Annotated in this window: 22 protein-coding genes; 5 read left to right on the forward strand and 17 right to left on the reverse strand. The window is 45.4% G+C overall.

The features are described from left to right. Window positions 1–219: 219 nt before the first annotated feature. Window positions 220–924, reverse strand: coding sequence for an ABC transporter permease (locus BBG47_RS12925; RefSeq protein ID WP_065292042.1), 705 nt, complete (start codon window positions 922–924; stop codon window positions 220–222). Then, window positions 917–1828, reverse strand: coding sequence for an ATP-binding cassette domain-containing protein (locus BBG47_RS12930; protein WP_065292043.1), 912 nt, complete (start codon window positions 1826–1828; stop codon window positions 917–919). The genes BBG47_RS12925 and BBG47_RS12930 overlap by 8 nt, the downstream gene beginning before the upstream one ends. Before the next feature lie 87 nt (window positions 1829–1915). Here BBG47_RS12930 and BBG47_RS12935 point away from each other — a divergent pair, with 87 nt between their 5' ends. Together BBG47_RS12935 and BBG47_RS12940 are read left to right on the forward strand one after the other, a co-directional pair. Then, complete coding sequence (locus BBG47_RS12935) at window positions 1916–2128, forward strand: hypothetical protein (RefSeq protein WP_065292044.1); 213 nt, start codon at window positions 1916–1918, stop codon at window positions 2126–2128. Window positions 2129–2261: 133 nt separating this feature from the next. Beyond that, window positions 2262–3158 (forward strand): hypothetical protein, encoded by an 897-nt coding sequence (locus BBG47_RS12940; protein WP_065292045.1) that lies wholly within the window; start codon window positions 2262–2264, stop codon window positions 3156–3158. A gap of 43 nt (window positions 3159–3201) precedes the next feature. Here the strand turns inward: BBG47_RS12940 and BBG47_RS12945 are convergent, their stop codons facing one another. After that, window positions 3202–4878 carry a M28 family peptidase gene (locus tag BBG47_RS12945; protein WP_065292046.1) on the reverse strand — a complete coding sequence of 559 codons (1677 nt, stop codon included), beginning with the start codon at window positions 4876–4878 and terminating at the stop codon, window positions 3202–3204. A gap of 383 nt (window positions 4879–5261) precedes the next feature. On the opposite strand from BBG47_RS12945, the gene BBG47_RS12950 reads away from it, so the two are divergent. After that, entirely contained in the window at window positions 5262–6086 is an 825-nt protein-coding gene (locus BBG47_RS12950) for an undecaprenyl-diphosphate phosphatase (protein ID WP_175400531.1), read from the forward strand. Between the two features lie 113 nt (window positions 6087–6199). Here BBG47_RS12950 and BBG47_RS12955 read toward each other — a convergent pair whose 3' ends face one another. The 5 genes from BBG47_RS12955 to BBG47_RS12975 all read right to left on the reverse strand — a co-directional run bounded on the left by BBG47_RS12955 (window position 6200) and on the right by BBG47_RS12975 (window position 11260). Continuing rightward, complete coding sequence (locus tag BBG47_RS12955; protein ID WP_065292048.1) at window positions 6200–6481, reverse strand: barstar family protein; 282 nt, start codon at window positions 6479–6481, stop codon at window positions 6200–6202. Continuing rightward, a complete protein-coding gene (locus tag BBG47_RS12960) occupies window positions 6478–6969 on the reverse strand; it encodes a ribonuclease domain-containing protein (protein ID WP_065292049.1) in 492 nt (163 codons plus the stop codon). The genes BBG47_RS12955 and BBG47_RS12960 overlap by 4 nt, the downstream gene beginning before the upstream one ends. Before the next feature lie 238 nt (window positions 6970–7207). Continuing rightward, window positions 7208–8968: an ABC transporter substrate-binding protein gene (locus tag BBG47_RS12965; protein WP_065292050.1), complete on the reverse strand. Its 1761-nt coding sequence runs from the start codon at window positions 8966–8968 to the stop codon at window positions 7208–7210. A 377-nt stretch (window positions 8969–9345) separates the two neighbouring features. Next, complete coding sequence (spoVAD, locus tag BBG47_RS12970) at window positions 9346–10365, reverse strand: stage V sporulation protein AD (RefSeq protein WP_065292051.1); 1020 nt, start codon at window positions 10363–10365, stop codon at window positions 9346–9348. Window positions 10366–10396: 31 nt separating this feature from the next. Beyond that, window positions 10397–11260: a DUF421 domain-containing protein gene (locus BBG47_RS12975; protein WP_065292052.1), complete on the reverse strand. Its 864-nt coding sequence runs from the start codon at window positions 11258–11260 to the stop codon at window positions 10397–10399. Window positions 11261–11423: 163 nt separating this feature from the next. On the opposite strand from BBG47_RS12975, the gene BBG47_RS12980 reads away from it, so the two are divergent. Further along, complete coding sequence (locus BBG47_RS12980; RefSeq protein WP_065292053.1) at window positions 11424–11630, forward strand: DUF1657 domain-containing protein; 207 nt, start codon at window positions 11424–11426, stop codon at window positions 11628–11630. A gap of 352 nt (window positions 11631–11982) precedes the next feature. Here the strand turns inward: BBG47_RS12980 and BBG47_RS12985 are convergent, their stop codons facing one another. The 8 genes from BBG47_RS12985 to BBG47_RS13020 form a co-directional block, all read right to left on the reverse strand. Beyond that, a complete protein-coding gene (locus BBG47_RS12985) occupies window positions 11983–12732 on the reverse strand; it encodes a M15 family metallopeptidase (protein WP_254659815.1) in 750 nt (249 codons plus the stop codon). 235 nt (window positions 12733–12967) lie between these two features. Then, complete coding sequence (locus BBG47_RS12990; RefSeq protein WP_065292055.1) at window positions 12968–13591, reverse strand: 50S ribosomal protein L25; 624 nt, start codon at window positions 13589–13591, stop codon at window positions 12968–12970. A gap of 287 nt (window positions 13592–13878) precedes the next feature. Further along, complete coding sequence (locus BBG47_RS12995) at window positions 13879–17058, reverse strand: glycoside hydrolase family 10-like protein (protein WP_065292056.1); 3180 nt, start codon at window positions 17056–17058, stop codon at window positions 13879–13881. Between the two features lie 370 nt (window positions 17059–17428). Next, entirely contained in the window at window positions 17429–17653 is a 225-nt protein-coding gene (locus BBG47_RS13000) for a hypothetical protein (protein WP_083189272.1), read from the reverse strand. Continuing rightward, window positions 17650–17982, reverse strand: coding sequence for a YbjQ family protein (locus BBG47_RS13005; RefSeq protein WP_065292057.1), 333 nt, complete (start codon window positions 17980–17982; stop codon window positions 17650–17652). Before BBG47_RS13005 ends, BBG47_RS13000 begins: the two co-directional genes overlap by 4 nt. 180 nt (window positions 17983–18162) lie before the next feature. Further along, a complete protein-coding gene (locus BBG47_RS13010) occupies window positions 18163–18366 on the reverse strand; it encodes a hypothetical protein (protein ID WP_021261482.1) in 204 nt (67 codons plus the stop codon). Next, entirely contained in the window at window positions 18363–18566 is a 204-nt protein-coding gene (locus BBG47_RS13015) for a helix-turn-helix transcriptional regulator (protein WP_065292058.1), read from the reverse strand. Before BBG47_RS13015 ends, BBG47_RS13010 begins: the two co-directional genes overlap by 4 nt. 90 nt (window positions 18567–18656) lie before the next feature. Further along, window positions 18657–20135 carry an aminotransferase-like domain-containing protein gene (locus tag BBG47_RS13020; RefSeq protein WP_094183164.1) on the reverse strand — a complete coding sequence of 493 codons (1479 nt, stop codon included), beginning with the start codon at window positions 20133–20135 and terminating at the stop codon, window positions 18657–18659. A gap of 156 nt (window positions 20136–20291) precedes the next feature. Between BBG47_RS13020 and BBG47_RS13025 the strand changes: the two genes are divergently transcribed. After that, complete coding sequence (locus BBG47_RS13025; protein WP_065292059.1) at window positions 20292–20924, forward strand: LysE/ArgO family amino acid transporter; 633 nt, start codon at window positions 20292–20294, stop codon at window positions 20922–20924. A gap of 76 nt (window positions 20925–21000) precedes the next feature. Here BBG47_RS13025 and BBG47_RS13030 read toward each other — a convergent pair whose 3' ends face one another. After that, complete coding sequence (locus BBG47_RS13030; protein ID WP_065292060.1) at window positions 21001–22746, reverse strand: methyl-accepting chemotaxis protein; 1746 nt, start codon at window positions 22744–22746, stop codon at window positions 21001–21003. Between the last annotated feature and the right edge of the window lie 510 nt (window positions 22747–23256).

Raw genomic sequence — 23256 nt, forward strand, 5'->3', positions numbered from 1 at the left:
CTCTATACAAACAACCGCCGTTGTTTATAGTCCAGACTTTGCATAGAGCGCATCTGTAACTTACCGTTATCAGTCATGGCGATTCTCCTTATCAAAGAAAATAAAGTAATAAACTAGCGATAGCCCTCAGCTGATTTTCCCCATATATTACTCCCCGCTTCGTAAGAGTCTCTCGTTTATATTATGTACCTCCATATAATTGCGCCCATGATCTGCAGACTACTCTTCAACCCGCTTCAGCACTTGAATGAGCAGAATCATCAGCAGCACCGCATATCCAATAGATAACCCGATCGTACCAACAGTTGATGCCATCGTATAACTGCTATAGTTCAGCAGCATATTCATCGTATGATAGGCAGGCGGAAATACCCATGATAGAAGCGCACCTGCTATGCCTGCTTTTGCGATAAGTGCTCCTTGACAGAAGGACAGTGCAAGAATAAGCAGTATCCCGCCAATTGCATAGCTAGCACGCTCCACCCTCTTCGCGAAGTACAGCGATATCGCAATTCCGAGGAGTGCAGAGCCGAGGTGCGTGAACAGCCCGACAATGAGATGCTCGAACCGAATAGGCTCGTCAAATTTATCGAACACGATTGGGTAAACAATTGCAACCACAACAATGAAACAAATGATAAGCGCAGCCGAACAAATAAGCCCGATCAAATAGAGTGCTCGGCTCTTCACATGCAAGATTGTCAGTTCTTCCTGAACCGCATGCTCCGTCTTCAGGAAGCTGTAGCTGAACCATGCTGCCATGATATAAATCAGCATCGTCGTGAATGAGAAGCTGCCCATAATCGGATTCGGTGTATACGTATAGAACAAGCCCAAACTAATCAAGAACGTGAATAACGGCGGTATGTAGCGATACGATCGACTGTAGTTGCGCAGCAAGTACCATATGGTTGCTTTAAGCATATTCGCGTCCCTCCTGTCGAGAAGGCTGCTGCGCATAATTTGAACCAGTATATCCATGGGCGGCACTTGCTTGAACGGATACAATCGAACATTTCCGCATTAGCAGCTCTAACAGCACGTGATCTGAATCATGCTGCCTCGAACGTATGACATACCTGTCAGAGATTGTATCATGCTCTTTATAACCGAGAATCCCTTCTATTCGAGCGATCTCATCACTTATAGACAGAGATGTCGGTACCGTCACCTCAATCTGCACATCTTCCTCGAGCGGACGAACCTCTGTAATTGAAATAGAGCCACGGTGAATGCTTACGCATCGATCCGCAAGCTGATCGACCAAAGATGCCTCATGACATGACATCACCATTGCAATGCCCTGCTGCTTCATATGTCCGAGCAGACGAATAAGCTCTCGCTGTGATTCCGTATCCAATCCGGATAGAGGCTCGTCCAGCAGCAATAAATCAGGCTTATTCAGTACAGCTTGCATGAGGTTCACCTTTTGCAGCATCCCTTTGGAGAAAATATTCATTCTTCGTGCAGCTGCATCCTCCATTTTGAACAAGGCAAGCAATTCATCCAGCCGTGCAGATATGGCTTCCTTGCTCATCCCTTGCATACCACCCATGGAAAATAGGTACTCTTCCGGTGTAAGCCGCAGCTTCGGCAGTCGATCAGGAACGAAGCCAATACGCTGTTTGCTTCCTCCGTGACGATGAATCATTCCGCTCGTCGGCTTGGCTAATCCGGCAATCAAGCGGAGCAGCGTGCTTTTCCCCGATCCATTCGTTCCTGTAATCGATACTGCTTCATGCGCTCCGATAGACAATTCTACACGTTGCAGGATGACTCGACGATCATAGCTCTTCGTCACTTGCTCCAACTTTACTAACCCTTCCAATCAGATATCCTCCCGAATCTATCATTTCCACTAAAAACAAACATGCACATCCTAATACCAGTATTTTAACAGGTTGTAACAGTATGCATGGAAGAACAAACATTGTCAATCCATACCGGAGTCATTCGATATCCAGATCATGACCGAACCGTTGAGGAACACTCTGTTCCGATCCCCATTTTACATGAGCATTTACATGAGCATCATGAACATCTTCTTTCTTGCCAGATTACATCGCCAGATGGAATCGATATCCTTCCTGCGATTGATGTTGTTAGCTTAAAGGTTCGCTACAATTAGATGTTGTAGCTACAAATTGTGATGTACGTTGAACAATTAATTTCTTCACGTTCGCTCGAAGAGTGCCTGGGTGAAAAACAAAGCAAGCAGCTTCATTAGGGTTGTAAATGAACAATAGAGAGGACTACAACTTATGCTTACAATCATCATGACAAGTTTGGGAACGGTAATGCTCCTCGTCATTATTATTGCTTGTGCATCTATACGCTGGATACGTAGAAGCTTTCGGATTACACCTGCAAATCGCAATCGTTTCGATTTTCCTCACCCAGAACCAATGACGAAGAATCAAGCGAAGTACGTTTTACGGACGGTACAGACAAATGCAATTGCAGATTGGGAACGACGATACGAAGCTCTTCTACAGCACATGATCTCGCATGGAGATTTGCTAGAGGCATGGGGATTCCGCACCTCTCTCGTTGTACAAGGAAGAACGAACAAATCGCAATGGAGCGATCTTTTCATTTACAAGCTTCCTCCAGACATGAGTGCTGCGGATTTTACGGCTCTGGAACAGACGTATGTAAAGGATGCCGATCCATGCATGACTGAACAGCTCCGCTCACACAGCCGAATCGTACCGGCTCATCTTATCCCTAGCTGTGTAATCGGAGATGAGTCGAACTTGCCGCCAGAATGTGCATTCTATGTTGAATATATCTCGGTACAGCCTGACGCTATACAAAACTATACGCACAGCATGGATGCAATCACCGCACCTGCGATGTCTATGCTCGTCAAGCAGGGAGATATCCACTCCTTTACGGTATTTGAAATGGATGCGGCCGATACGGATGGTACAACTACGACTACCCTTAAAAGGTGGAACCAAATTCATATCACCGCCGGTTCGCCGCTCTCGTTCATTCCATTCAGTTCCCGCTTCAACCGTGCAATTACAACAGTGCATCCGCAGGTCGGAGGATTAGAAGGCGCAATCAAACAATGGGAGAAATGGTGCTCGTATGAGCGGGTTGATGTGATGAAGCTATTGTGGCACTGTCGCGACTCCAAGCAAACCGAATAATACACGAGCAGAGCCCATGATGCATACATGGGCTCTGTTTTACCTATTTGCTATCCACAATTTTCGCGGAACGGCTTACCCGAACCATCGTTAGACTCGTCATAAGCGGCTGCAGCAAGGTGAATATTAACACGCACAGAACTGTGGTGAATACCGTAATCTGAAGCGGCATTCCCGTATACAACAGATGAAATAAACTTGTTGTCAGCGTCAATGGAGCAAGCGCGAATACAAGGCTCACCCATGGCCGCTGCAAGACCATAATCGGATTGCGCTTATGCAGTGTACACCCGATGACGATGCAGTGAATAAGAAGCGGGAGCAGGAATAGGTAGCTTGCTCCAGGGATAAGCCCTAACACAACGATTAAAAGCAGGAAGTAGAACAGCATTCCGGTTAGGATCATTTCCAAGACGTTAACCCTATCCCGAGTCAGACGTGTGAATGCGAGATGAACAAGTAATGCGATCAGTACAAAAACAAGATTGACCTGAGCCGGTATGGAAGCAGATTGCAATGGCATCCCCGCCACTGAACTTCCAATATACATAATCCCTACAAACACCAAGTAAGCGACCACAACAGATGTAATGATGCTTCCTAGTGTAAGCAGGAAGCTGAGCGCCATTCCCTTCAAAGCAATTGCCTTCTTCCTGAAGAGCACCACGATACAGAGAAGCCACCCTATACCAATGAGAATGGACATCGGGATCGTCCAGGAAGCAGGATAATGAAGCAGCATCGTAAACCAGTTAAAATAGACCCGATCGGAATCATTCACTTGCTCTAAATCCATACTTCCGAACCGCATAGCTACCCCAAGTGCATTCTCGCCATGGTGCTGTAGTGTTGCTAGTGTTACATTGTCGGGCGTATCTTGATCGGAATGGTATTTGTCCCAGCCATCGATATATGCGAAATTAAGACCTGGTATGCCAGCATTCAGTGAGACGGTCAAATCCGTATCATTCGGCATCGTCCGATACAAGTCGCCTAACAGAGAACTGCTAACTGGAGACACCGCGAACGAGGCAAATTCAGAAATAAGCTGACCATTATTTCGGCTCGTTTGGAACATGATTGACGGACCTCTCGAACCTCTCGCCTCGAAATTCACGACAAGGCCGATCTGTTCACGAACTTTATTGTCAAACCAGAAAGCCTCTGCACCAAGCATCCCTTTCTCTTCACCATCAGTCAGCACGAACCAAATGTCCCTATCCATAGGCGGACTAGCCTGTAGAATGCGTGCCGTCTCCAAGAGTGCCGCAACCCCAACCGCATCGTCATTAGCCCCTGGGCCAAATGGTGTAGAATCGTAATGAGCGGTCAGCATCAATGCTTTTCCCGGTTTGGTTCCTTTATGTACTCCAATGATATTATGCAGCTCAAACGACTCGGAGATGCCTCTATACTGCCCTGTCCATGGATACGTGTTCACATTTGGCTGTAGCCCTAATAACTCCATTTGCTCAACTAAATATGTTCGCACCCTCTCATTCTCTACCGAACCTGATGGATGCGGCAGCTGTGCGATGGCTCTCACATGCTCTATAGCTCTAACCGCTGAAAATTGTTCTATCGGTGCATTCTCTCCTTTTGGCGCCGGCGGCTGCTCTGACCATAGTGTTGCGAGAACAAGCATTATACAGATGACGGCAATACCAAGCGTACTCCATCTTGTCTTATACGTCTGTTTCACTCTGACCGTCTTCCCCACATTCGACTACCCCCTAATCATCCTTTTATTTTTACTTTTAGGAATAATTTACCTAGAAAGATAGAGCTATCATATATGACCTCCCCTACAAGTACAAGACTTAAATCTGAGCGCGTACTACTTCAAATTCATTAAGAAATTTCTGTTTTTCTGAACTTAGCAATACTTACAAAACAACAAAGCTTCTTACCGCCTGCCTCTTAGCAGCTTAAGTACCGATTCTTGTCTTACATTCATTTATAAATCATTTATTAACATACTATGTATTATGTAAACTACTACTACCACAATGTGCAAGATCGCTATATAATACAATCTGTGCTATGCACATTCTATTTTACAGGCCTTACATAGGAGAGTGACTATCGTTGAATTGGTGGGACATGTTTGTTGGATTTATTTTAGGCGTGGTAGAAGGCCTGACTGAGTTTGCTCCGGTCTCTTCGACCGGGCATATGATTCTAGTGGATGACTTTATGCTTCATTCAAAAGAGATATTTAGCCCTCAAATGGCGAATATGTTCAAGGTCGTGATCCAGCTTGGCTCCATCCTTGCGGTTGTTGTTGTTTTTTGGGATCGTTTTTTCCAGCTGCTTGGGTTGAAGCGCGCTCCAATTGATCCAGAGCTAGGTAGAGCGGGACATTCCAGATTGAAGCTCACACAAGTGCTCGTTGGATTAATTCCAGCAGCAGTGCTTGGATTACTGTTCGAAAAGTATATTGATCAATACTTATTTTCCATCCAGACTGTGCTGATCGGCCTTGTGCTCGGAGCAGTGCTCATGATCGCATCAGACTGGTTCCGCCCTGCGAAGCCAACGGCAAAGACGGTGGATCAGGTAACATACAAGCAAGCATTTGGCATCGGCTTGTTCCAATGTCTTGGTCTATGGCCAGGATTCTCCCGTTCTGGCTCTACGATCTCAGGCGGGGTTCTGCTCGGTATGAGTCACCGTGCGGCTGCTGATTTTACATTCATTATGGCCGTACCTGTCATGGCTGGAGCTAGCGGATTATCCCTGCTGAAGCATTGGAAGGATTTCTCCATGGATGCACTGCCGTTCTTCATCGTCGGTTTCATTAGCGCATTCCTATTTGCTCTCATCTCTATCCGCTTCTTCTTGAAGCTGATTAATCGAGTGAAACTCGTACCATTTGCCATCTACCGTATCGTATTGGCAGCTGTCATTTATTTTGTCTTCTTGTAAGATAACACATGGGACATATACAAAAACAAGCCTTTGACCATATTGTCAAAGGCTTGTTCACTGTTATAGGCTTCTATATTCATTATGATGTCTTATTCCCTATCTGCCACACATTACCGTGTGATCTTCACTTTGAATCCATCCAACTCAGCTTCTGCATCTTGGAACAAATGCAGCAGCTGCTCGCAATACTCTCCCAATTGCCTTTTGCTTGCCTCATAATGGCTCCAATGGATTGTTAACGGACGTGCAGATGATTCCGTCAAGCAATCCCACAGCGCATCCAGATTACGTCCATAATGTTCAGGGAGCTCTAATTCCTTGCTGAGGACATCATGCAGCTTCGTACGCGAGGCTAAGAGTCGTCCATCCAATTCAATAATTTGTCTTGTCATCGCTCTCCATCCTTCTCTTTCATCTGCTGGAATGTATCATAATGATCCTCTGTTTTATAGATCAGCCCGTCATTTGAGAAGAGAAGACGATCTTTCCCACGGAATCCCTTGGAGTAGTTTATATCTGCTTCATACCAAATGCGCCCCTTCTTCTTCGGCAGCTTGCCTTCTCGATTGCGGAAGATGTCTCCGCCAATGCTCTTGCCCGGGGCTACTTCATTTAGATTGCCTTCCTTCGCATTCCAGCCCAGCTTCTCTGCATCCTTCTTCGTGATGAAATTATCAGGAAGAGAATGATGCTTCCGTATATAACTCGCCACTTCCTCGAAGTCTGTAAGGGGCTTCGATTGGGCTGGTTCGTTTGTTTCTACTGTTGTCGAAGGGCGATCTGTCGCAACCTTCTTCTCATTTCCAATCTGTGTCGTGCCGCAACCTGCCATTACCATCAAGGTAAGGAACAGGACGAACAGCGATTTCATCCATCTCAACGTATAATTCCCTCCATAGGTCTATCTACAGCTAATGTGATCAGGCACTATTGTAACATGAATGAGCCATTAGAATAAAATTCTCATATTTCTTGTCACGAAACTGTACCGAAGCAAAGATTTGAACACGGGTAAATGTATCGATAATTTTAATGTAAGCGAACAGATAGCAAGTCGATTTGCCAAAATTAAAAAAGAAAGTCCAGCAAATTGCTGGACTTCCCGAGAACATGTTCGATCATTGAATTTGAATAGTAGGAAGAGAATAAGTGAAATCGTTGTAAGGCGACATATCGAAGCCTTGAACACGAGCGTTCGTTGCAAACATATCACGACGTTGGTACATGTACATCAAAGGAAGATCTTCGTTCAACTCTTTATAGATTGCATGGAAGATTTCTTTACGCTTCTCAACATCGAGAGTCGAACCTGCCTGCTTGTACAAATCATCGATCTTCGGATTGCTGTAGCCAATTTCGTTCTGGAAGCCCTTTGTTGTGAATACACCCTCCGAAGATTGCGGATCTGGTGTTAATCCATATGCCATGAACAGCATATCGAAGTCGCCCTTCTTTTTCTTGTCGATAACCGCGTTGAATTCCATTTGGTCTGCGATGAACTCGATGCCGAGATCGCCGAAGTTCTTCTGTGCAACTGGAATAATTGCATCGTTAACTACGTTAGGCGTAGATGCTGTAAAGTGGATGACGAATTTCTCGCCATTCTTTTCACGCTTACCGTCAGCGCCGACTTTCCAGCCAGCTTCGTCAAGCAATTTCTTCGCCTTCTCCAGATCGAAGTTGTATTTCGTTACATCGTCCGTGTAAGACCAGGATTGCTTCGATTGTGGAACATCGATAACGTCTGCATAACCTTGGTATACAGCATCAACGATTTCTTGACGGTTCAAGCCGTATGTCAACGCTTGACGAACACGCTTGTCCTTGAACTTATCAAGCTTGTGGTTGAATGCGATGTAGCCGTAGCCATTTGTACGGTACAAGGTGGTATCCAAGAAGCCCATTTCCTTCAATTGCTCAACTTGGTCTTTGGATACTGCAGGAGCATCCATATCCGTCTCACCTGTTTGCAGCAATTGAACGTTTGTTTCGTCGGTTGTAAATTTAAAGATCAATTTCTCAACCTTAGGTTTGCCTAAGTAATAGTTCTCATTCGCCGTAAGCTGAGCTTCTTGTCCTGCTACGAACTTATCCAGCTTGTATGGACCAGCACCGACTGGTCTCGTGAACAAGTCAGGCATGTAGCCAAGGTTGCCTTGCTTATAGTCCTTACCATAGTAAGCCTTGGACATAATCTCTTGTGTACCGATAGCTGCTAGTGCTGTCGCGCTTACTTCTGTAGTCGTGAACTCGATCGTCAACGGATCGATAACTTTAATCCCTTCGATGGAAGATACTTTGCCATCGCGGTAGTCTTGTCCACCCTTGATATGTGCATCCTTCACGATATCAGCCGGACCGTCGTAGGATTTATCATGGAAAACAGTGAATGTGAACGCTACGTCTTCTGCCGTAAGAGGCGTTCCGTTGCTAAATTTCAAATCTTTCTTCAGCTTGAATGTATATTTCAAATTGTCAGGAGACACTTGATACTCTTCCGCCAATGCTGGCTTCACTGTACCGTCCTTGTCATATTGTAACATCCCTTTGAACAAGGAGCGCATAACGTATACATCATATGCAGACTCCGAGTAAATTGGATTGAAAATACCCTTCGGAGCTGTGATACCGATAATCACCATATCTTTACGGTTGTTCGCCAATTCTGGAGATTTGGAAGTATCCGTTGCCTTAATTACACCCTCAGAGACGATTTCGCCTTCTCCAGCCGCATCATCTTTCTTCTCTTCTTGGCCAGAACCCTGTTCATTCGATTGTGTGTTCTTCTCTGGTTCCTTCGCTTTATCGCTGCCGCACGCAGACAACGCGATCGATACAGCAAGAAGCGTACTCAAGAACAAACTCCACTTCTTTTTCATACAAAACTCCCCCTATTTCTGGAATAAATCCAATGATGTGATGTTTTTTTATGCACTATTTTAAACATGGAAGCAGCAGCAAAAAAACGAGATTTCCGATTGTTCTCCAAATGATTTTTTGCATATATATCCACTTACCATAAATAGGCATCTCAATATTTCTCACTATACTACTTTATCTATTTTATTTTGTAAAGTAGTTTTTTAGATTTTCTTGCAGGAGTAGTCGTGGAGAGGATTTTCATGCAGATCGATATTCCCACGGAAGACATATGAATAATTAACCATATGTCTGAAAACAAAATACATTATTACATAAAAAGGGATCTTGATATACAAGATCCATAATAGTAATTATTTGTTGTGATATTATCTTCTTACTCACCTTCCGAATCCATCTCAATGGATACGGCATGAGCAATACATGGTATGCTCTCACCTTGTTGATATGAGAGTGGCGACAGCAGTGAACCGGTGGCCACAATTAACATTCGTTTCAATTGTCCTCGAATCATCCGCTTCATCAAGTGCCCATAGGTGACAACAGCAGAGCAGCCGCAGCCGCTCCCTCCAGCTTCTACTGCTTGCTTGTTGCGGTCAAATATCATTAAGCCGCAATCATCGAATACGGTATCCTCCATCGATACCCCGGACTGCCTCAATAAGTCTGAAGCGATAGGATGGCCCACGGCAGACAAATCCCCGGTAACGATCATGTCGTAATAGCTTGCCTCTCTCCCGGTGTCAGTAAAATGCGCCCGCAAGGTATCCACTGCGGCTGGCGCCATAGCCGCCCCCATGTTGAACGGATCGGTTATACCTAAGTCAATGACCTTCCCAATTGTAGCGGTGGTTACCCGCGGCCCACTACCGCGATTGCACAATACCGCAGCGCCGGCCCCGGTTACGGTGAATTGTGCCGTAGGCGGTTTCTGCGAACCGTACTCCGTAGGGTAACGGAATTGCTTCTCCGCTGTGCAATTATGACTGCATGTTCCTGCAAGAGCATAATGCGCATTCCCGGAATCAATAATCATCGCAGCAAGCGCAAGTGATTCCATGGAAGTTGAGCATGCACCGAATACGCCAATATAGGGAACAGACAGAGTTCGAGCCGCGAAGCTGTTACTCGTAATTTGGTTCATCAAGTCCCCACCGATAAAATACTCGATATGGCTTGTGTTAACGTTCGCTTTCGTGATCGCAAGACTCGTTGCTTGTTCAAGAAGCTTGCGTTCTGCCTTCTCCCAGCTCGTCTCGTAAATATCAAGCTGTTCGTGGATCAAATCATAATCAGCTGCAAGCGGCCCCTTTCCTTCCTCAGGCCCAACAATGGCCGAAGTGCCTATAATATAAGGTGCTCGCTCAAATTTCCATGATTGCTTGCCAATAAGCATGTAACCACCTCGCTATGTCGCATACCTTCGATTATTGGATGAGTAATGGTCGTACCTTCTCAATAATGTGCTGCATCGTGCGAGAGCACTGTCCATACATTTGTTTTGCCTTCTCATCTTCCGTTGACAGACAGAACATTTCCAGATCAGCTTCGCACTTTTTCATCGTTGCTAACGTATTAGCCCTCTTCTGCGGGACCGTAACTTTAATTTGATCGTTGAACAGATCGACATACAACTCTCCGAAACTGTCCACTTGTGCCAAATATACATCTTGAACAGTCTTCACGCCTAGCGCTGTCAACTGTTCGCTCAACCACTTATTATCACGGCCAATCGTAGCAAGCGGCTGCTCCATAACCTGCCCGTCCATAATAACTGCTTGCGGTTCATACTCAGGAGCGACCTTAATCCCTAGATGTTTTGGAGTAAATGGCATATTTTCGCTTTTGAGCAAAACACTTACGTCACCGCTTGATTCCATCATAGCAAATTCAACATCAGCCACTTTGAATACATCCTTCTTTCGAAGCAGCAGCAGCAATTCATCGGAGGTCAGACGTTCCTTTTTCAAGTTGTCTTCAAGAATTTTGCCGTTCTTTATCAGAACTGTTGATTTTCCGTCTATCCAATCCCGCATCGTCTTACTCTTCAGTTGCAAGAATTCAATGCCGAACGAGACCGTAACCCATACACCCAGCGACACAAGCCCGAGATACCAGTTGTCCTCTAAATCTAGAGAAACATAAGCAGCTAGGCTTCCGATCGTGATCCCGGTTATGTATTCAAATACTGATAATTGAGTGACTTGACGCTTCCCCAGCATCTTGGTTAGCAGGAACAAGACAACGACCGCAACCAAAGTTCGAAGCGTGATTTCCAGCCAAAGTGGCATCATACATCCTCCTTGAAAAGAAAAAGTTCCATTCCACTACGTCATTATTTGTAGATGCTCATGATTTTATGAAGTGAGTTAATTTAATTATTAGAGGTATGGCCGCTCCTCTTTCGGGACACATTATCCTCTGTAGTTCGGTGGAGGAAGGGAGGTGTACAGCATGACAGTTGGATCTCAAGTGAAGACATGCTTAGCTTCGTTAAAAGGTGTTCAAGCTGACTTGGAGTCTTTCGCATTGGCCACTCAGAACCAAGAAGCAAAGCAATTATATACGAATGCCGCTCAGCAAACGCAGCAGATCGTCGACCAAGTAGAAAACCGAGTGCAGCAATTAGAAACGGAGGAGCCTCAATACAAAGGCTTCTAAGCAGAACATACAAGCCATGCAGGAATTGCATGGCTTATTTACATAACAGACGCGATGTAACTCGTCAAACGTCCAATCACCTCCACAGTTTCCTTCATACACTTATACGGTAATACATCATAACCAAACGAAAGGGGATTTGAACATGTCTGATGTAAGAGGCTGTGGAAGCTGCGGTTTCGGTGGATTTGGCTTTACAAGCACTGGCGTTATCTTGGTACTTTTCATTTTGCTCGTAATCATAACCCGTTCTTTCTGGTTCTAAGAGCTGCACCCAGGCGACCACCCAGGCATTGCTTGGGTGGTTTTCCTTTTGCCATCGACGTCGTTATCCATTCTCCAGAGCAGACCACTACGGATAAGATGAATCATAATATTCTTCCAGCGTGATCCCCCGTGCTGTCAATAGAGCGGACAATTTCTTCCCAACATAACGGATATGCCATGGCTCATATTGATATCCTGTAATATGCTCTTTTCCTTTTGGATACCGAACAATATACCCATATTCATGTGCATGATTCTGCAGCCATTTTGCCTCTTTCATGTCCGCGAAGCAAGCTTCCGCTGCACATTTTCCATCACTGCGCGTGAGGTCTACGGCGAGCCCTGTCTTATGTTCGCTATGCCCCGGCTCCGCACAATACAACTCCGCATTTTTCTTGCCATAACGCCGTACATTGCTATGATATATGGCAGTCTGAGCAGCATGCGATCGGTAAGCAGATACACCTGCCAAATAAATACCGTCTTGTCTAGCACCAGCGATTAGCTGCTCCAGAGCTCTAGCTGCTTCCTTGCGCAATTTGCGCTTATCTACTCGCTCGTCAAAAATAAAGGGTGCGTTTGGATAAACCAGATCATCTGGCCGGTAATCAAGAGGGAGTTCGTGAAATTTATTAACGAGGATCCCGATACTGCCGATTCTAGCCTTATCCATTTTGACATTACGTTCAATTGGAGTCTGATGCATCTTCAACATCGTATGTTGGAATGACTTCAAATCATCCAGTTGCATCGCGACAACTTCGATTGCTTGTCTTGGATGAAGAGCGTTCATCTGTGTATCAGCCACTGTCACTTCATATCTTGGGTGTTCCATCCCTTGTATCCTGCAGCTGCAGCATAATGGAATCAACAACAGCATGGACATTACTCGTGCAAATCGCAATCCATCACCCCCATCGCCTATCGTTAGTATGGATCGATGAGACATGATTCATGTGAGCCAATTACAGTTGTATGCATGAAAAAAGAGCCTGCTGTGTGCTCGTCCATTCGCACTTTGCAGACTCTTCATTCTGTTTATATTTAATTTAGTTAAATGAAATAATGTGCTATACTTCCACAGAAGCCGGTACTGCTGTTGCCGCTTCTGATTCTTCATCCTCTACCTCTTCAATGCCCCGCTGTGTAACAATGGAAACCAATAGCTCATTCTTATGGGACAAGAGATGGATATGTTCTGGAATTTGCACGTCTTCCACCAACATCTTACCACCTATGCCCAAATGGGAAATATCCACTTGAAACACGGAAGGAAGATGTGCGGGCAGACCCTCGATTTCCAAACTTGTTTCTTGCGTCTGCAAAATACCGCCTTTTTTGACCCCAGCAGGTGTACCGATATATTCTATAGGCACATGAATACGTATTGGGTGATTTGCAGATACCTGTTGGAAATCAACATGTGCATAAGCACCATCTTGTTTGACAACGTCTTTGATTAGCGCTTGGACTGGCTTCATGCCTTCCACCTGCAGTTGGAACACTTCTGTCCGGCCAACATGTGCAAGCTTGACGAAGTCTCTTGAATCAACATGCAATGCAGTACTCTCGATATCCGCACCGTATACGACGCCCGGGATCCGGCCTTTCTGACGTAATTCACGAAGGGAAGAGCGAGTAAAGTCCGTTCTTCTCTCTGCTTTCAGTTGATAAGTTTTGCCTTGTGCGTTCATATTGAAACTGCCTCCTTGTAGCAATCCTCTCACTTCACCAGAGTGGCGTCCTGCGATGAGTGTTGCAGGACATGTCTATTATTAACCTCGTTAATCTTATTTGAAACAATTTTTCATTATTTTTTCGCAAATTTTCTGAAAATAACGATTTAGCCTGATCGCAACTCCTTTTCTGTCATTTCACATAAACAATGCCAGCATTCGCAAGGAACACTGGCACTGTCTCTCGTATGCTTCTATTTGCGCTGAATATGCTGTAACGAATATCGTGATGTGATATTGTCCGACTACTTCTGTGACACTTTGATTTGCATTGTGCTCTGCAAGAAACTTCCATACTTTGCGGTCACAACAGCGGTACCCGATAGATTCGCCTTCACCGTGCCTGCCTCGTTAATGGACAACACCGAAGGCTGATTGGATGTGAAGCGAAGATCATTCGTCAACTCCACTCGATTCCCACTCTTGCCAACTCCGAACACCTTCAGTTGCTGTTGTTTCCCCGCTGTCATATTCGTATCGCCCTTCAACTCAATTGAGACAAGCGGTTCATTCCAGATCCATTTGGATTGGCTAGGCATACTCTCGTTGTGCAGACGGTCAGCCGCCGTAACCGCATAAGTATATTGTTTGCCTAGCTCACCTGTCGTATCAAGGTAAAATTGATATGCGCCGTTTATTTTACGTATAGTCTTCACGATTTGCTTCGGATCATTGACATTAATCGACTCGCTGCCCTCAGCCCGATAAATCACATAGTAAGCAGCCGAGCTGTTCGTAACCTCCTCCCATGACAGGTGAACTCCTTTATCGGTGACATGTGCAGTTGTAAGCTTCGGTGCAGATGGAGTATTGGCTGGAAGCCACGGCATCTCTGGCACAAGCGCTTTATACCGGTAACTGTCCCCGCTTAGTCGATCCTTCAACCCAAGCGGATTATTGAGAATATCGACGGTGCTGAAATGCATGCTCCCCTTCACCGTATCGAAGTTGAGCAGGTATTTCAATTGATTCGGAAGCTCATCAGGATTGAGCCAGGCTGGCGTGTTCGGATCATTCACCTTATAATCGGCATGACCGATATAGAGCTGTGTATGTGTTCCTTCTGTTTCCTTCACCCACCAATCCACAAGCTTCTCGAAGGCTGCAGGAGTAAAGCCAAAATACCAGTATATCTGTGGCGTAATGTAATCAATCCATCCCTTTTGAATCCACAAGCGTGTATCTGCATAGAGGTCATCATAATTCTGAACCCCAGCTGTTGTATCGGAGCCTGTCGGATCCGTTACTTTGTTGCGCCATACGCCGAATGGGCTAATGCCGAATTTCATATAAGGCTTCGCCTGCTTCATTTCTTTGGACAATTCCTCAATGAAGGTATTCACATTGTTGCGTCTCCAGTCCGTAATATCGGAGAAACCAGCTCCATACTGCTGGTAGGTCGCACGATCAGGGAACTCTACCCCGTCTACCTTATACGGATAGAAGTAATCGTCGAAATGAATCGCGTCAATGTCATAATTGTTGACGACCTCCATGATGCTGTCCATCACGAATTGCTTCGCTTCCGGCACCCCTGGATTGAAGTAGAGCTTGCCGCCATAAGATACTACCCAATCTGGATGCAATCTTGCAGGATGGTTGGGAACTAACTTATTGATATCTGGCTGCATACTTACACGATACGGATTGAACCATGCGTGGAATTCCATATTGCGCTTGTGTGCTTCATCAATCATGAATTGAAGCGGGTTATAGCCAGGATCCTTGCCCTGTACGCCAGTGAGCCATTCCGACCAAGGTGCATATTTAGACGGATAGAAGGCATCTGCAGTCGGTTTAATTTGCATCACAATAGCATTCATGCCTGCTGTTTCTAATTCATTGAGAAGATTTACAAAGTCTTGCTTCTGCTCTCTTTCCGTAACTACGCCTTCACGCGGCCAATCAATATTGACGACGGAAGCAATCCAAGCTGCTCGCAATTGCCGCTTAGGCAGGATTGTATCCTTGTTCACGACAAGTGTGAAATCAGCAGTCTTGCCTCCGTAAGCAGCAGTTATGGAGCTGATGCCTACTTGAAGAGCCATGACGTTCCCACTAGCATCTATCGTTGCATTGTGCGGCTGACTGGATTTGAACACAACGCCTGTCGATACTTCTGAGAAAGAGCCATCGGAATAGTATGCTGTTACCTTCCCTTGCAGCGACTCGCCGATAGTCATTGCACGCAAGCCGGTCAGCTCAAGTCGTTCCAGCTTCGGCTGAGGCACGGATACCTTCAATTCGTAAGCGGAGGAGAGTTCGCCATATACCGCCCGCATAACAGTCGTTCCATTCGCTTGTGCAGTGACCATACCAGCTGCATCAATGGAAGCAACCTCGGGATTGCTGCTATTGTAGCTAACTCCTTCTAGCATGGATACAGGCTTCGCAGCACCTTCATATCGCGCAAATGTATGGGTCTTCACGCGCTCACCAATCTCCATAGCTGGTGCTCCATACAAGTTCAACTGCTGAATGACTGGAGCGGCTTGGCTGACGACTACATCAACTACGGATTCTGGTGCTTGCATGTAGCGTGCCGTTAGTCTCGTGCGTCCTTCGGCCACAGCAGTAAGCGTATTGTCTGGATTTACAACGACAATGGAAGGATCATCACTGATAAGTACGGCTTCCTTCGTCACATCTACTTGTTCTGCTTCGCCAGCAGAAGTCGCTAACACCTGAACCCGTTTTGTCTCTCCTGCCTGCATAGGAGGCAAGCCGATCATCGTTAGCTCATATATACTTGTCGATCCATAGAGAGCTCGCAGGCTATCAAAATAAATAGCGCCGCTATTTTTATTCCGATCATTCGTTTCTACTACATAGAGCTGATTCAATTTGATAGGCTGAACAAGATTAGTAGGCAAACTCGCAGTAACGTACCGCCAGCCATTCCAGCTGAGCCCGTTGCTAGTAGTAAAGTCAATCGTTGGCTTAGCTCCGCTGGCATCCTGCAGTTGACCTCGCAGCCAGTGCTTATTTCCATCCCCATACACCCACACTCCGATTGAAGATGGATATCCTTTTATCTCACGCCCTACTCCCCCAGATGCGTTCAAGAAATTCAGATAAGCCGCTGATGTTCCCGTCGTTTCCGTGAAATCATAGGTGAGCTTTACTGCATGTTCATCATGTTGTACCGGTTCCGGTCGTGAGGTTAGAACCGCCTTAACAGAACCAGGGACTGCTCTTACTGAGGTTGCAGACAGCTGTTGAAGCTGCTCGAAGTCTTCAATAATCTGGGATGAAGCCGTACTGCCTGATGCGAGCGGTTCTGCCTGCGCTTCAGATGACGATAAGGATGAAGAGGATAAATCAGAGGAACTCATTGCGGAAGCGTTTACAATTGTGCTGAACATAAGCACGACCGACATCATCGACATGAGTAAGATACGAGCCCGGTTCCTTGCAAAATACAATGTTAATTCCCTCCCTTTGGATATCGAGTAATGAGAACATCATCGTATGTCGGCTCTAGATGAATGAAATTTTATTTCAATCTTTGAAGCAGTTTAAGTTTAAAATATTTCAAACCGAATGTATATAGCGACTAAAGTATACTTTTGTCTAATGAATAGGACTGGGGACGTAATTCTATATCACTGTTCTCTGTGGCTCTGAATAATAAAAAAATACCCCAGCAGCTGGCAGCGTGGGCTCATAAGTACCGTTACGACTTACGAACCAGCCTAGCCAACGCTAGGGTATCACCTGAATATCGAGGTATCTGGCTATTGAAAGCAACCACGTTAACAAGATTGTTCATTCGTGGATTGTATCCTTCCATTGTTACTTCACGCGGTACCATCGCTGTCCTGTACGCGGATTGTAATAAACCGTTACCTTTTTCCCTGTTGACGGATCGATACTAACTTCCGAAGTCTTCTCGAAGCCTTCCGGCACATGTTCATGTTCATTCGCTTGGTGACGGCGATCTCGGAAGGCCGAGATGATAAGAAACACAATAAAAAAGAGCAGCTGCAATGAAAAATAAACAATCAAAAACGTAATCATCTTACTTCTCGCTTCGGCCGAAGCGTTACAGCCGTGCCGTATGCAACAATTTCACTCATATTGGTTCCGACTTCACCAGAGTCAAAACGCACCATAATGACAGCATCCGCACCCATCGCTTGTGCGTTCGCTACTAAGCGATCCAGCGCTTGCTTCCGTGCATCCTCTAGCATTTCCGTATATTGAGTGATTTCGCCTCCTACCAATCCTTTGAATGCAGCAGCGATATCCTTCCCCAACCCTCGTGCGCGAACGGTCAGTCCGAATGCTGTACCGAGTATTTCCTTTACATCATAATTGGCCACTTGCTCTGTCGTTACGATAATCATCGTCAAACTCCTCCTCAACCGCCTTTTCTAGACGGAAACCCAAAATGAATCATAATGTATCTATAGTACGGTTGAGACGATCCTTGCGTTCAATCCCCATCATTATTTATTTTAGTTTACATAATTAAGTTTATGTGATCAGATAAGTTATCCTATCTCATCGATTTTTCACCGTAATTATTACATCACTTTTCGCTTATAGTAGACGCGTGTCCATAGGAAGATGGCGTTCCCGATTAATAGGATAGTAAATTGCAATCCGCTATTCCCCTTGACAGTAAAATCATACAGCCCCCACACCAGCAATGCGATCGTATAGAACATGTAGCCGTTCTTCGCTGACTTGTCATTATGATAACGTTCCATTTCATCTTGCTTTCTCATCTTGATGCCTCCTCATAAGTAAACAACTGATCGACTGTGACCTCTAACGTTCGTGACAGCCTGAACGCTAGCGCTAAGGTTGGATCATAATTATCATTCTCAATCGCGTTAATCGTCTGCCGACTCACTTCACACCGCTGAGCCAGCTCTTGCTGTGACATGCCCATTCGCTTGCGCAGCTCTGATATCTTGTTTTTCATAACGAGTTCTATCTCCTCAAATGTAAAAAACATTTTACATCTTTTATTATAATGATCAATTGTGTTATGTCAAATTCTTTTGACATCCCATCATTCGGTGACATTCTTACTCTTTACCCACTTTGCAATCAAAAGGATAGCCCGCTCCATTTCTTCAAAGCTTGCGTAAGCGTACGATAGTCGAAGTTGATGCTTGCTCGAGCGATCATAGATATGACCTGGATTCAGCAGAATTCCACAAGCTAGCGCATGCTTGAACAGGGCTTCGATTGCAATAAATCTATCCATGGTCACCCATATGTAAAATCCGCCTTGGGGAACTCTCCATGCTGCAAAAGATGACCAATGCTGTCTCAACTGGTCAAGCAAAAAGTCTCTTCGCAAACGAAGCTGAGCACGAATGTGTTGCAAGCGTGACTGGTGGATACCCGATCGAAGCCACTCCGCTGCAACTTGTTGCGATAAAGAGCTGGAGCCGTAATCCATCTGCATTTTAATATCTGCCAAGCGTTCTATCACCTGCTTCGAACCAACAATCCAGCCCATTCGCAGGCCAGGGCAAACACACTTGGACATCGTCCCTACGTAGAGGACTTGTCCATGCTTATCCATTGACTTCAATGATCGTGGCCCCGGGGCATCCAGCCATAACGCTTCGTAGGCACTATCTTCAATAATTGGCAATCCAATGCGATTGCTGATGTTCATTAATGCTTCTCTTCTGTTCTGCTCCATCACCGTACCCGTTGGATTATGGAAGCTTGGAATCGTATACAGCAGCGAAGCCTTATACTGTAGCGCATATTGCTCCAGAGCATCCACTTGTATACCGCCTTGATCCATTGGCACACCAACCATTCTTAGTCCGGCCGATTGGAAGGCATGAATAGAATATAAATAGGAGGGCTTCTCCACGAGCATAGTGGATCCACGACCAACGAGGCCTGCTGCAATGAGCTGCAGTGCTTGAAGTGCTCCCGAGACAATCAATATCGAGTTAGGCGCGGCTTCGATGCCTTGTTCCGACAACTGCTTGCTGAGCTGTTCTCGCAGCGGATAGTGCCCAAGCGGCTGTTCATACCCGAGTGATATTCCATGATCGATTGCACCGCGTGTCGTTTTCTCCATCTCTTTTGTTGGCAATAAGTCAGGGGCAAGCTCGCCCGTGCCCATGCGAATCATTTGCGGTGAGAATTCCATGTTATTTATCGTCTGAATAATCGGTAAATTGGGATAATGTGAGCCTTCTTCCACATACGCATTCCAATTCGGCAGAATAGGAGACATGCTGTCGACACGATGGGCTATGTCCGATATAACCGTCCCCCCTCCGCTATTCCCTTCAATAAACCCCGCATCAGTCAAGCAATCCAAGGCTGCCACCAGCGTGCTGCGATTCACACCCAGTTGCTTCGCAAGCTTACGCTGTGCAGGGAGTCTCGCACCCGCTTCCCATTCCATAGACAAAATTTTAGATTTCATATAATGCTCGATTTGTTTATACAGCGCGATCGATGAGGATCGTTCGAGTCTCCAATCGCTGTAGTCAATGCTGCACGTCTTTGGCATATGTTCCTCTCCTGCACCAAGTTGATTGATAAGCTTATTATAGAATTTGGTTGGTCTTGAACTCAACCAAATGGTCGGGGACAATTGTAAATTGCTGCGTTATGATATTGTCTTAGAACCGGTTCTATGGATGATGACATACGGAGGTAGATATCAATGGTCGAGGCATTCATTCACGGAATATTGCTCGCACTTGGCCTTATATTGCCGTTAGGCGCACAAAATGTGTTTATTTTCAATCAAGGGGCTTTATCTAAGCCGTTCGTAAAGGCCATCCCTGTCGTGATAACAGCGGCATTATGCGATACCCTGCTTATTCTAGCCGCAGTTCAAGGCATCTCGCTATTCATCTGGAAGTGGAAATGGCTTCAATACGGACTGTATCTATTGGGATTCTTCTTTCTGTTATTTATGGGTTGGAGTTTGTGGAAGTCGTCAAGCAAGTTGAATGGCAGTCAGGGAAGTGCTATGAGTATCCCGAAGCAAATGATGTTCGCCATGTCCGTCTCTCTTCTGAATCCACACGCGATTCTCGATACGATTGGCGTTATTGGAACGAACTCTTTGCAATATTCTGATAAACTCAAGTGGATGTTTACGATAGCCTGTATCGCAGTATCGTGGCTGTGGTTCCTGGGACTAGCTGTAGCAGGTCATTTCACTAATAAAATCGATGCTGACGGCCGCATCCTCACTTGGTTGAACAAGATATCCGCAATTACCATTTGGTTGATTGCGCTATACATGTTGGTTCAACTGCTTACCGGTGGCCTGACTGTAATTGGATAACTGCGATCCATTTATGAGGAACGTAATACAAGCAAGACTCCCTGCTCTTCCAGCGAGCAGGGAGTCTTGTTCATTTTTAAACCGTAAAGATTTGAAGTTCTTCTTGCAGATCTTGCATTTTGCGATTCAATAAGGTAGCTGTATCCGATATTTCCTCCACAATAGCAAGCTGCTCTTCGGTCGATGCGGCAACACTCTGTGTATTCAGTGAGGAATCCTTTGCTATGGTAGCAAGGTTGTCCAAAGTGGCAGCAACCTCCTCACTTCCAGCAGACATTTCTTCAGCGGCTGCCGATACCTCTTGAATTTGCTCCGTGACCTGCTGCACGGATGTCCATATTTTGTTGAAATGCTCCCCAGCCTCCTGCACAATCAAGGTACCTTGTTCAGCCTGCTCCGTATTTTCTCCCATCGCTTCGGCCAGTTCCTTCGTATGTGCAATTACCGTATTCAGCATCTCTGCAATTTGTTCCGTAGAGTCCTTCGTTTGCTCTGCAAGCTTGCGCACCTCTTGGGCAACAACGCCGAAGCCTCGTCCATGTTCGCCTGCCCGTGCCGCTTCAATAGATGCATTGAGCGCCAATAGATTGGTTTGCACCGCTACATTGCCAATGATACTGACGATATGCTCTATCTTCTCGGATTGATTCAACAAAGACTGCGTAATCCCTTCAGAACGACTGACGGAATTTCTGATCTGTGCCATTTGCTTCACCGTCAGCTGGACAACCTGATTGCCTTGATCAACCGACTCTGTTGCGTCGATGCTCAGTTCTGATACGGCAGAGGATGATTCAGCGATCCGCTGAATGCCGATTGCAATTTCCTCCATAGCAGCCTTACTTTCTTCAGCCCCTTGCATCTGCGATTCTGAACCAGCTGCAACCTCTTGAATAGAATTGGATATTTCATAGCTAGACTGAGACGTTTGCGTGGCGATTACCGTTAGCTGCTGTGACGATTCCGCGACCTGATCAGCGGTCGTCTTGACATTGGTAACCAAGTGCTTGATTTGAGCAATCATCGTGTTAAAACTATCAGATAGAACGCCGATTTCATCTTTCGAGCGAACCGGAATAGATACCGTTAAATCGCCGGCCGCCACTCTCGTGGACAGAACGGACAGCTGTGTAAGCGGCCGAACTAATCGGCGTATTAAGAAGGCAATCACGATAATGAATACGATACCTATCGATGAGCCAATACCAATAATTTCCCACAACATGGAATTCAGATCGTCTTTAATCTTCTGATTATTGAAATCTACGGCAAAGACCGCTATCGTCTGATTCCTTTCATTATAGATCGGCTTCAGTACCGTAATCCATTCGCCACCAAGATCTCTATAGACGTCACTAAAGCCAACACCTGTCCGCTCCATCTCATAGATCGCATCGACAAGCTCCGGCTTGACCTCATAGTCGCTTCCTGGCGCATTTCCTAATTCAGTAAAAGAACGGCTGCCTAGAAGCACCTTCAAGTAAGACTTTCCATCGCGCTCCGTGAAACCCGGTGCAAGCAAGTACGCATTCGAGATGAAATTATCCCGTACCATGCTGTCTAAGTTATCCCGAATCCAGACAATATTCTGATCCTTCGTATACTGTAAGGCTCCCATTAGCTTGAGCTTGTTAGCAGCTCCTGCAATGCCCTCACTTTCAACCTCAATCTGCTTCGTTAGCGTAGTATGAAGGGATAGTAATTCATCATTATAGATTCTTCGCTCCATCATATATGAGGATGATATGAATACAATAGACATGATCATAAGAAGAATGGTCACGACGATGATAGATTTCATCACTAAACCTTTGTTTTTCATTCAATAACCCCCCTAGTTGACTGACAAACAGGTTATATACAGGGGTTCCTTCAATTCGAATCCTTACTGCCTATAAACCTTGTCCGTATTTGCTGACCGATCAATTCATGTCAATTAGCTATATATCGTCATATTTCGACAAAAATGAATAGGCAAATTTAAATATTTTATAGATTATTTATAGAAAAAAGAGCATGTATATCCGAGTATGGGGAAAAAGCGTCTCTATTAAACGAAGTCATCTACAAAAAAACATCCTTGCCGAAATAATCGGCAAGGATGCTGATGGTAAGATTCTGCATGCACAGAAAACATAACTACTAACTACTAACTACTAACCAGATAACGCCATATCAATTCGATATTGAGTCGCTTTCACACATTTTTTGCAAACTTGAAGAGATGTACCATCACTTTTCGTTTGTGTGTATAATACTTTAATTCGTGTGCTTCCACACACTGGGCATGTTCCTCGTCCATGTGACGGAAGATTCCATAATGCTTTACCGC

The organism is Paenibacillus sp. KS1, assembly GCF_001680695.1.
In the GTDB taxonomy this organism is placed as follows: domain Bacteria; phylum Bacillota; class Bacilli; order Paenibacillales; family Paenibacillaceae; genus Paenibacillus_B; species Paenibacillus_B suaedae.

What these genes read in the sequence shown, in the direction of transcription:
- BBG47_RS12925 (WP_065292042.1), bottom strand. Translation starts at nt 924, where the DNA reads ATGCTTAAAGCAACCATATGGTACTTGCTGCGCAACTACAGTCGATCG.
- BBG47_RS12935 (WP_065292044.1), top strand. Translation starts at nt 1,916, where the DNA reads ATGGAAGAACAAACATTGTCAATCCATACCGGAGTCATTCGATATCCA.
- BBG47_RS12940 (WP_065292045.1), top strand. Translation starts at nt 2,262, where the DNA reads ATGCTTACAATCATCATGACAAGTTTGGGAACGGTAATGCTCCTCGTC.
- BBG47_RS12950 (WP_175400531.1), top strand. Translation starts at nt 5,262, where the DNA reads ATGTTTGTTGGATTTATTTTAGGCGTGGTAGAAGGCCTGACTGAGTTT.
- BBG47_RS12955 (WP_065292048.1), bottom strand. Translation starts at nt 6,481, where the DNA reads ATGACAAGACAAATTATTGAATTGGATGGACGACTCTTAGCCTCGCGT.
- BBG47_RS12965 (WP_065292050.1), bottom strand. Translation starts at nt 8,968, where the DNA reads ATGAAAAAGAAGTGGAGTTTGTTCTTGAGTACGCTTCTTGCTGTATCG.
- spoVAD (WP_065292051.1), bottom strand. Translation starts at nt 10,365, where the DNA reads ATGCTTATTGGCAAGCAATCATGGAAATTTGAGCGAGCACCTTATATT.
- BBG47_RS12975 (WP_065292052.1), bottom strand. Translation starts at nt 11,260, where the DNA reads ATGCCACTTTGGCTGGAAATCACGCTTCGAACTTTGGTTGCGGTCGTT.
- BBG47_RS12980 (WP_065292053.1), top strand. Translation starts at nt 11,424, where the DNA reads ATGACAGTTGGATCTCAAGTGAAGACATGCTTAGCTTCGTTAAAAGGT.
- BBG47_RS12985 (WP_254659815.1), bottom strand. Translation starts at nt 12,732, where the DNA reads ATGGAACACCCAAGATATGAAGTGACAGTGGCTGATACACAGATGAAC.
- BBG47_RS12990 (WP_065292055.1), bottom strand. Translation starts at nt 13,591, where the DNA reads ATGAACGCACAAGGCAAAACTTATCAACTGAAAGCAGAGAGAAGAACG.
- BBG47_RS13000 (WP_083189272.1), bottom strand. Translation starts at nt 17,653, where the DNA reads ATGATTACGTTTTTGATTGTTTATTTTTCATTGCAGCTGCTCTTTTTT.
- BBG47_RS13005 (WP_065292057.1), bottom strand. Translation starts at nt 17,982, where the DNA reads ATGATTATCGTAACGACAGAGCAAGTGGCCAATTATGATGTAAAGGAA.
- BBG47_RS13010 (WP_021261482.1), bottom strand. Translation starts at nt 18,366, where the DNA reads ATGAGAAAGCAAGATGAAATGGAACGTTATCATAATGACAAGTCAGCG.
- BBG47_RS13015 (WP_065292058.1), bottom strand. Translation starts at nt 18,566, where the DNA reads ATGAAAAACAAGATATCAGAGCTGCGCAAGCGAATGGGCATGTCACAG.
- BBG47_RS13020 (WP_094183164.1), bottom strand. Translation starts at nt 20,135, where the DNA reads ATGCCAAAGACGTGCAGCATTGACTACAGCGATTGGAGACTCGAACGA.
- BBG47_RS13025 (WP_065292059.1), top strand. Translation starts at nt 20,292, where the DNA reads ATGGTCGAGGCATTCATTCACGGAATATTGCTCGCACTTGGCCTTATA.
- BBG47_RS13030 (WP_065292060.1), bottom strand. Translation starts at nt 22,746, where the DNA reads ATGAAAAACAAAGGTTTAGTGATGAAATCTATCATCGTCGTGACCATT.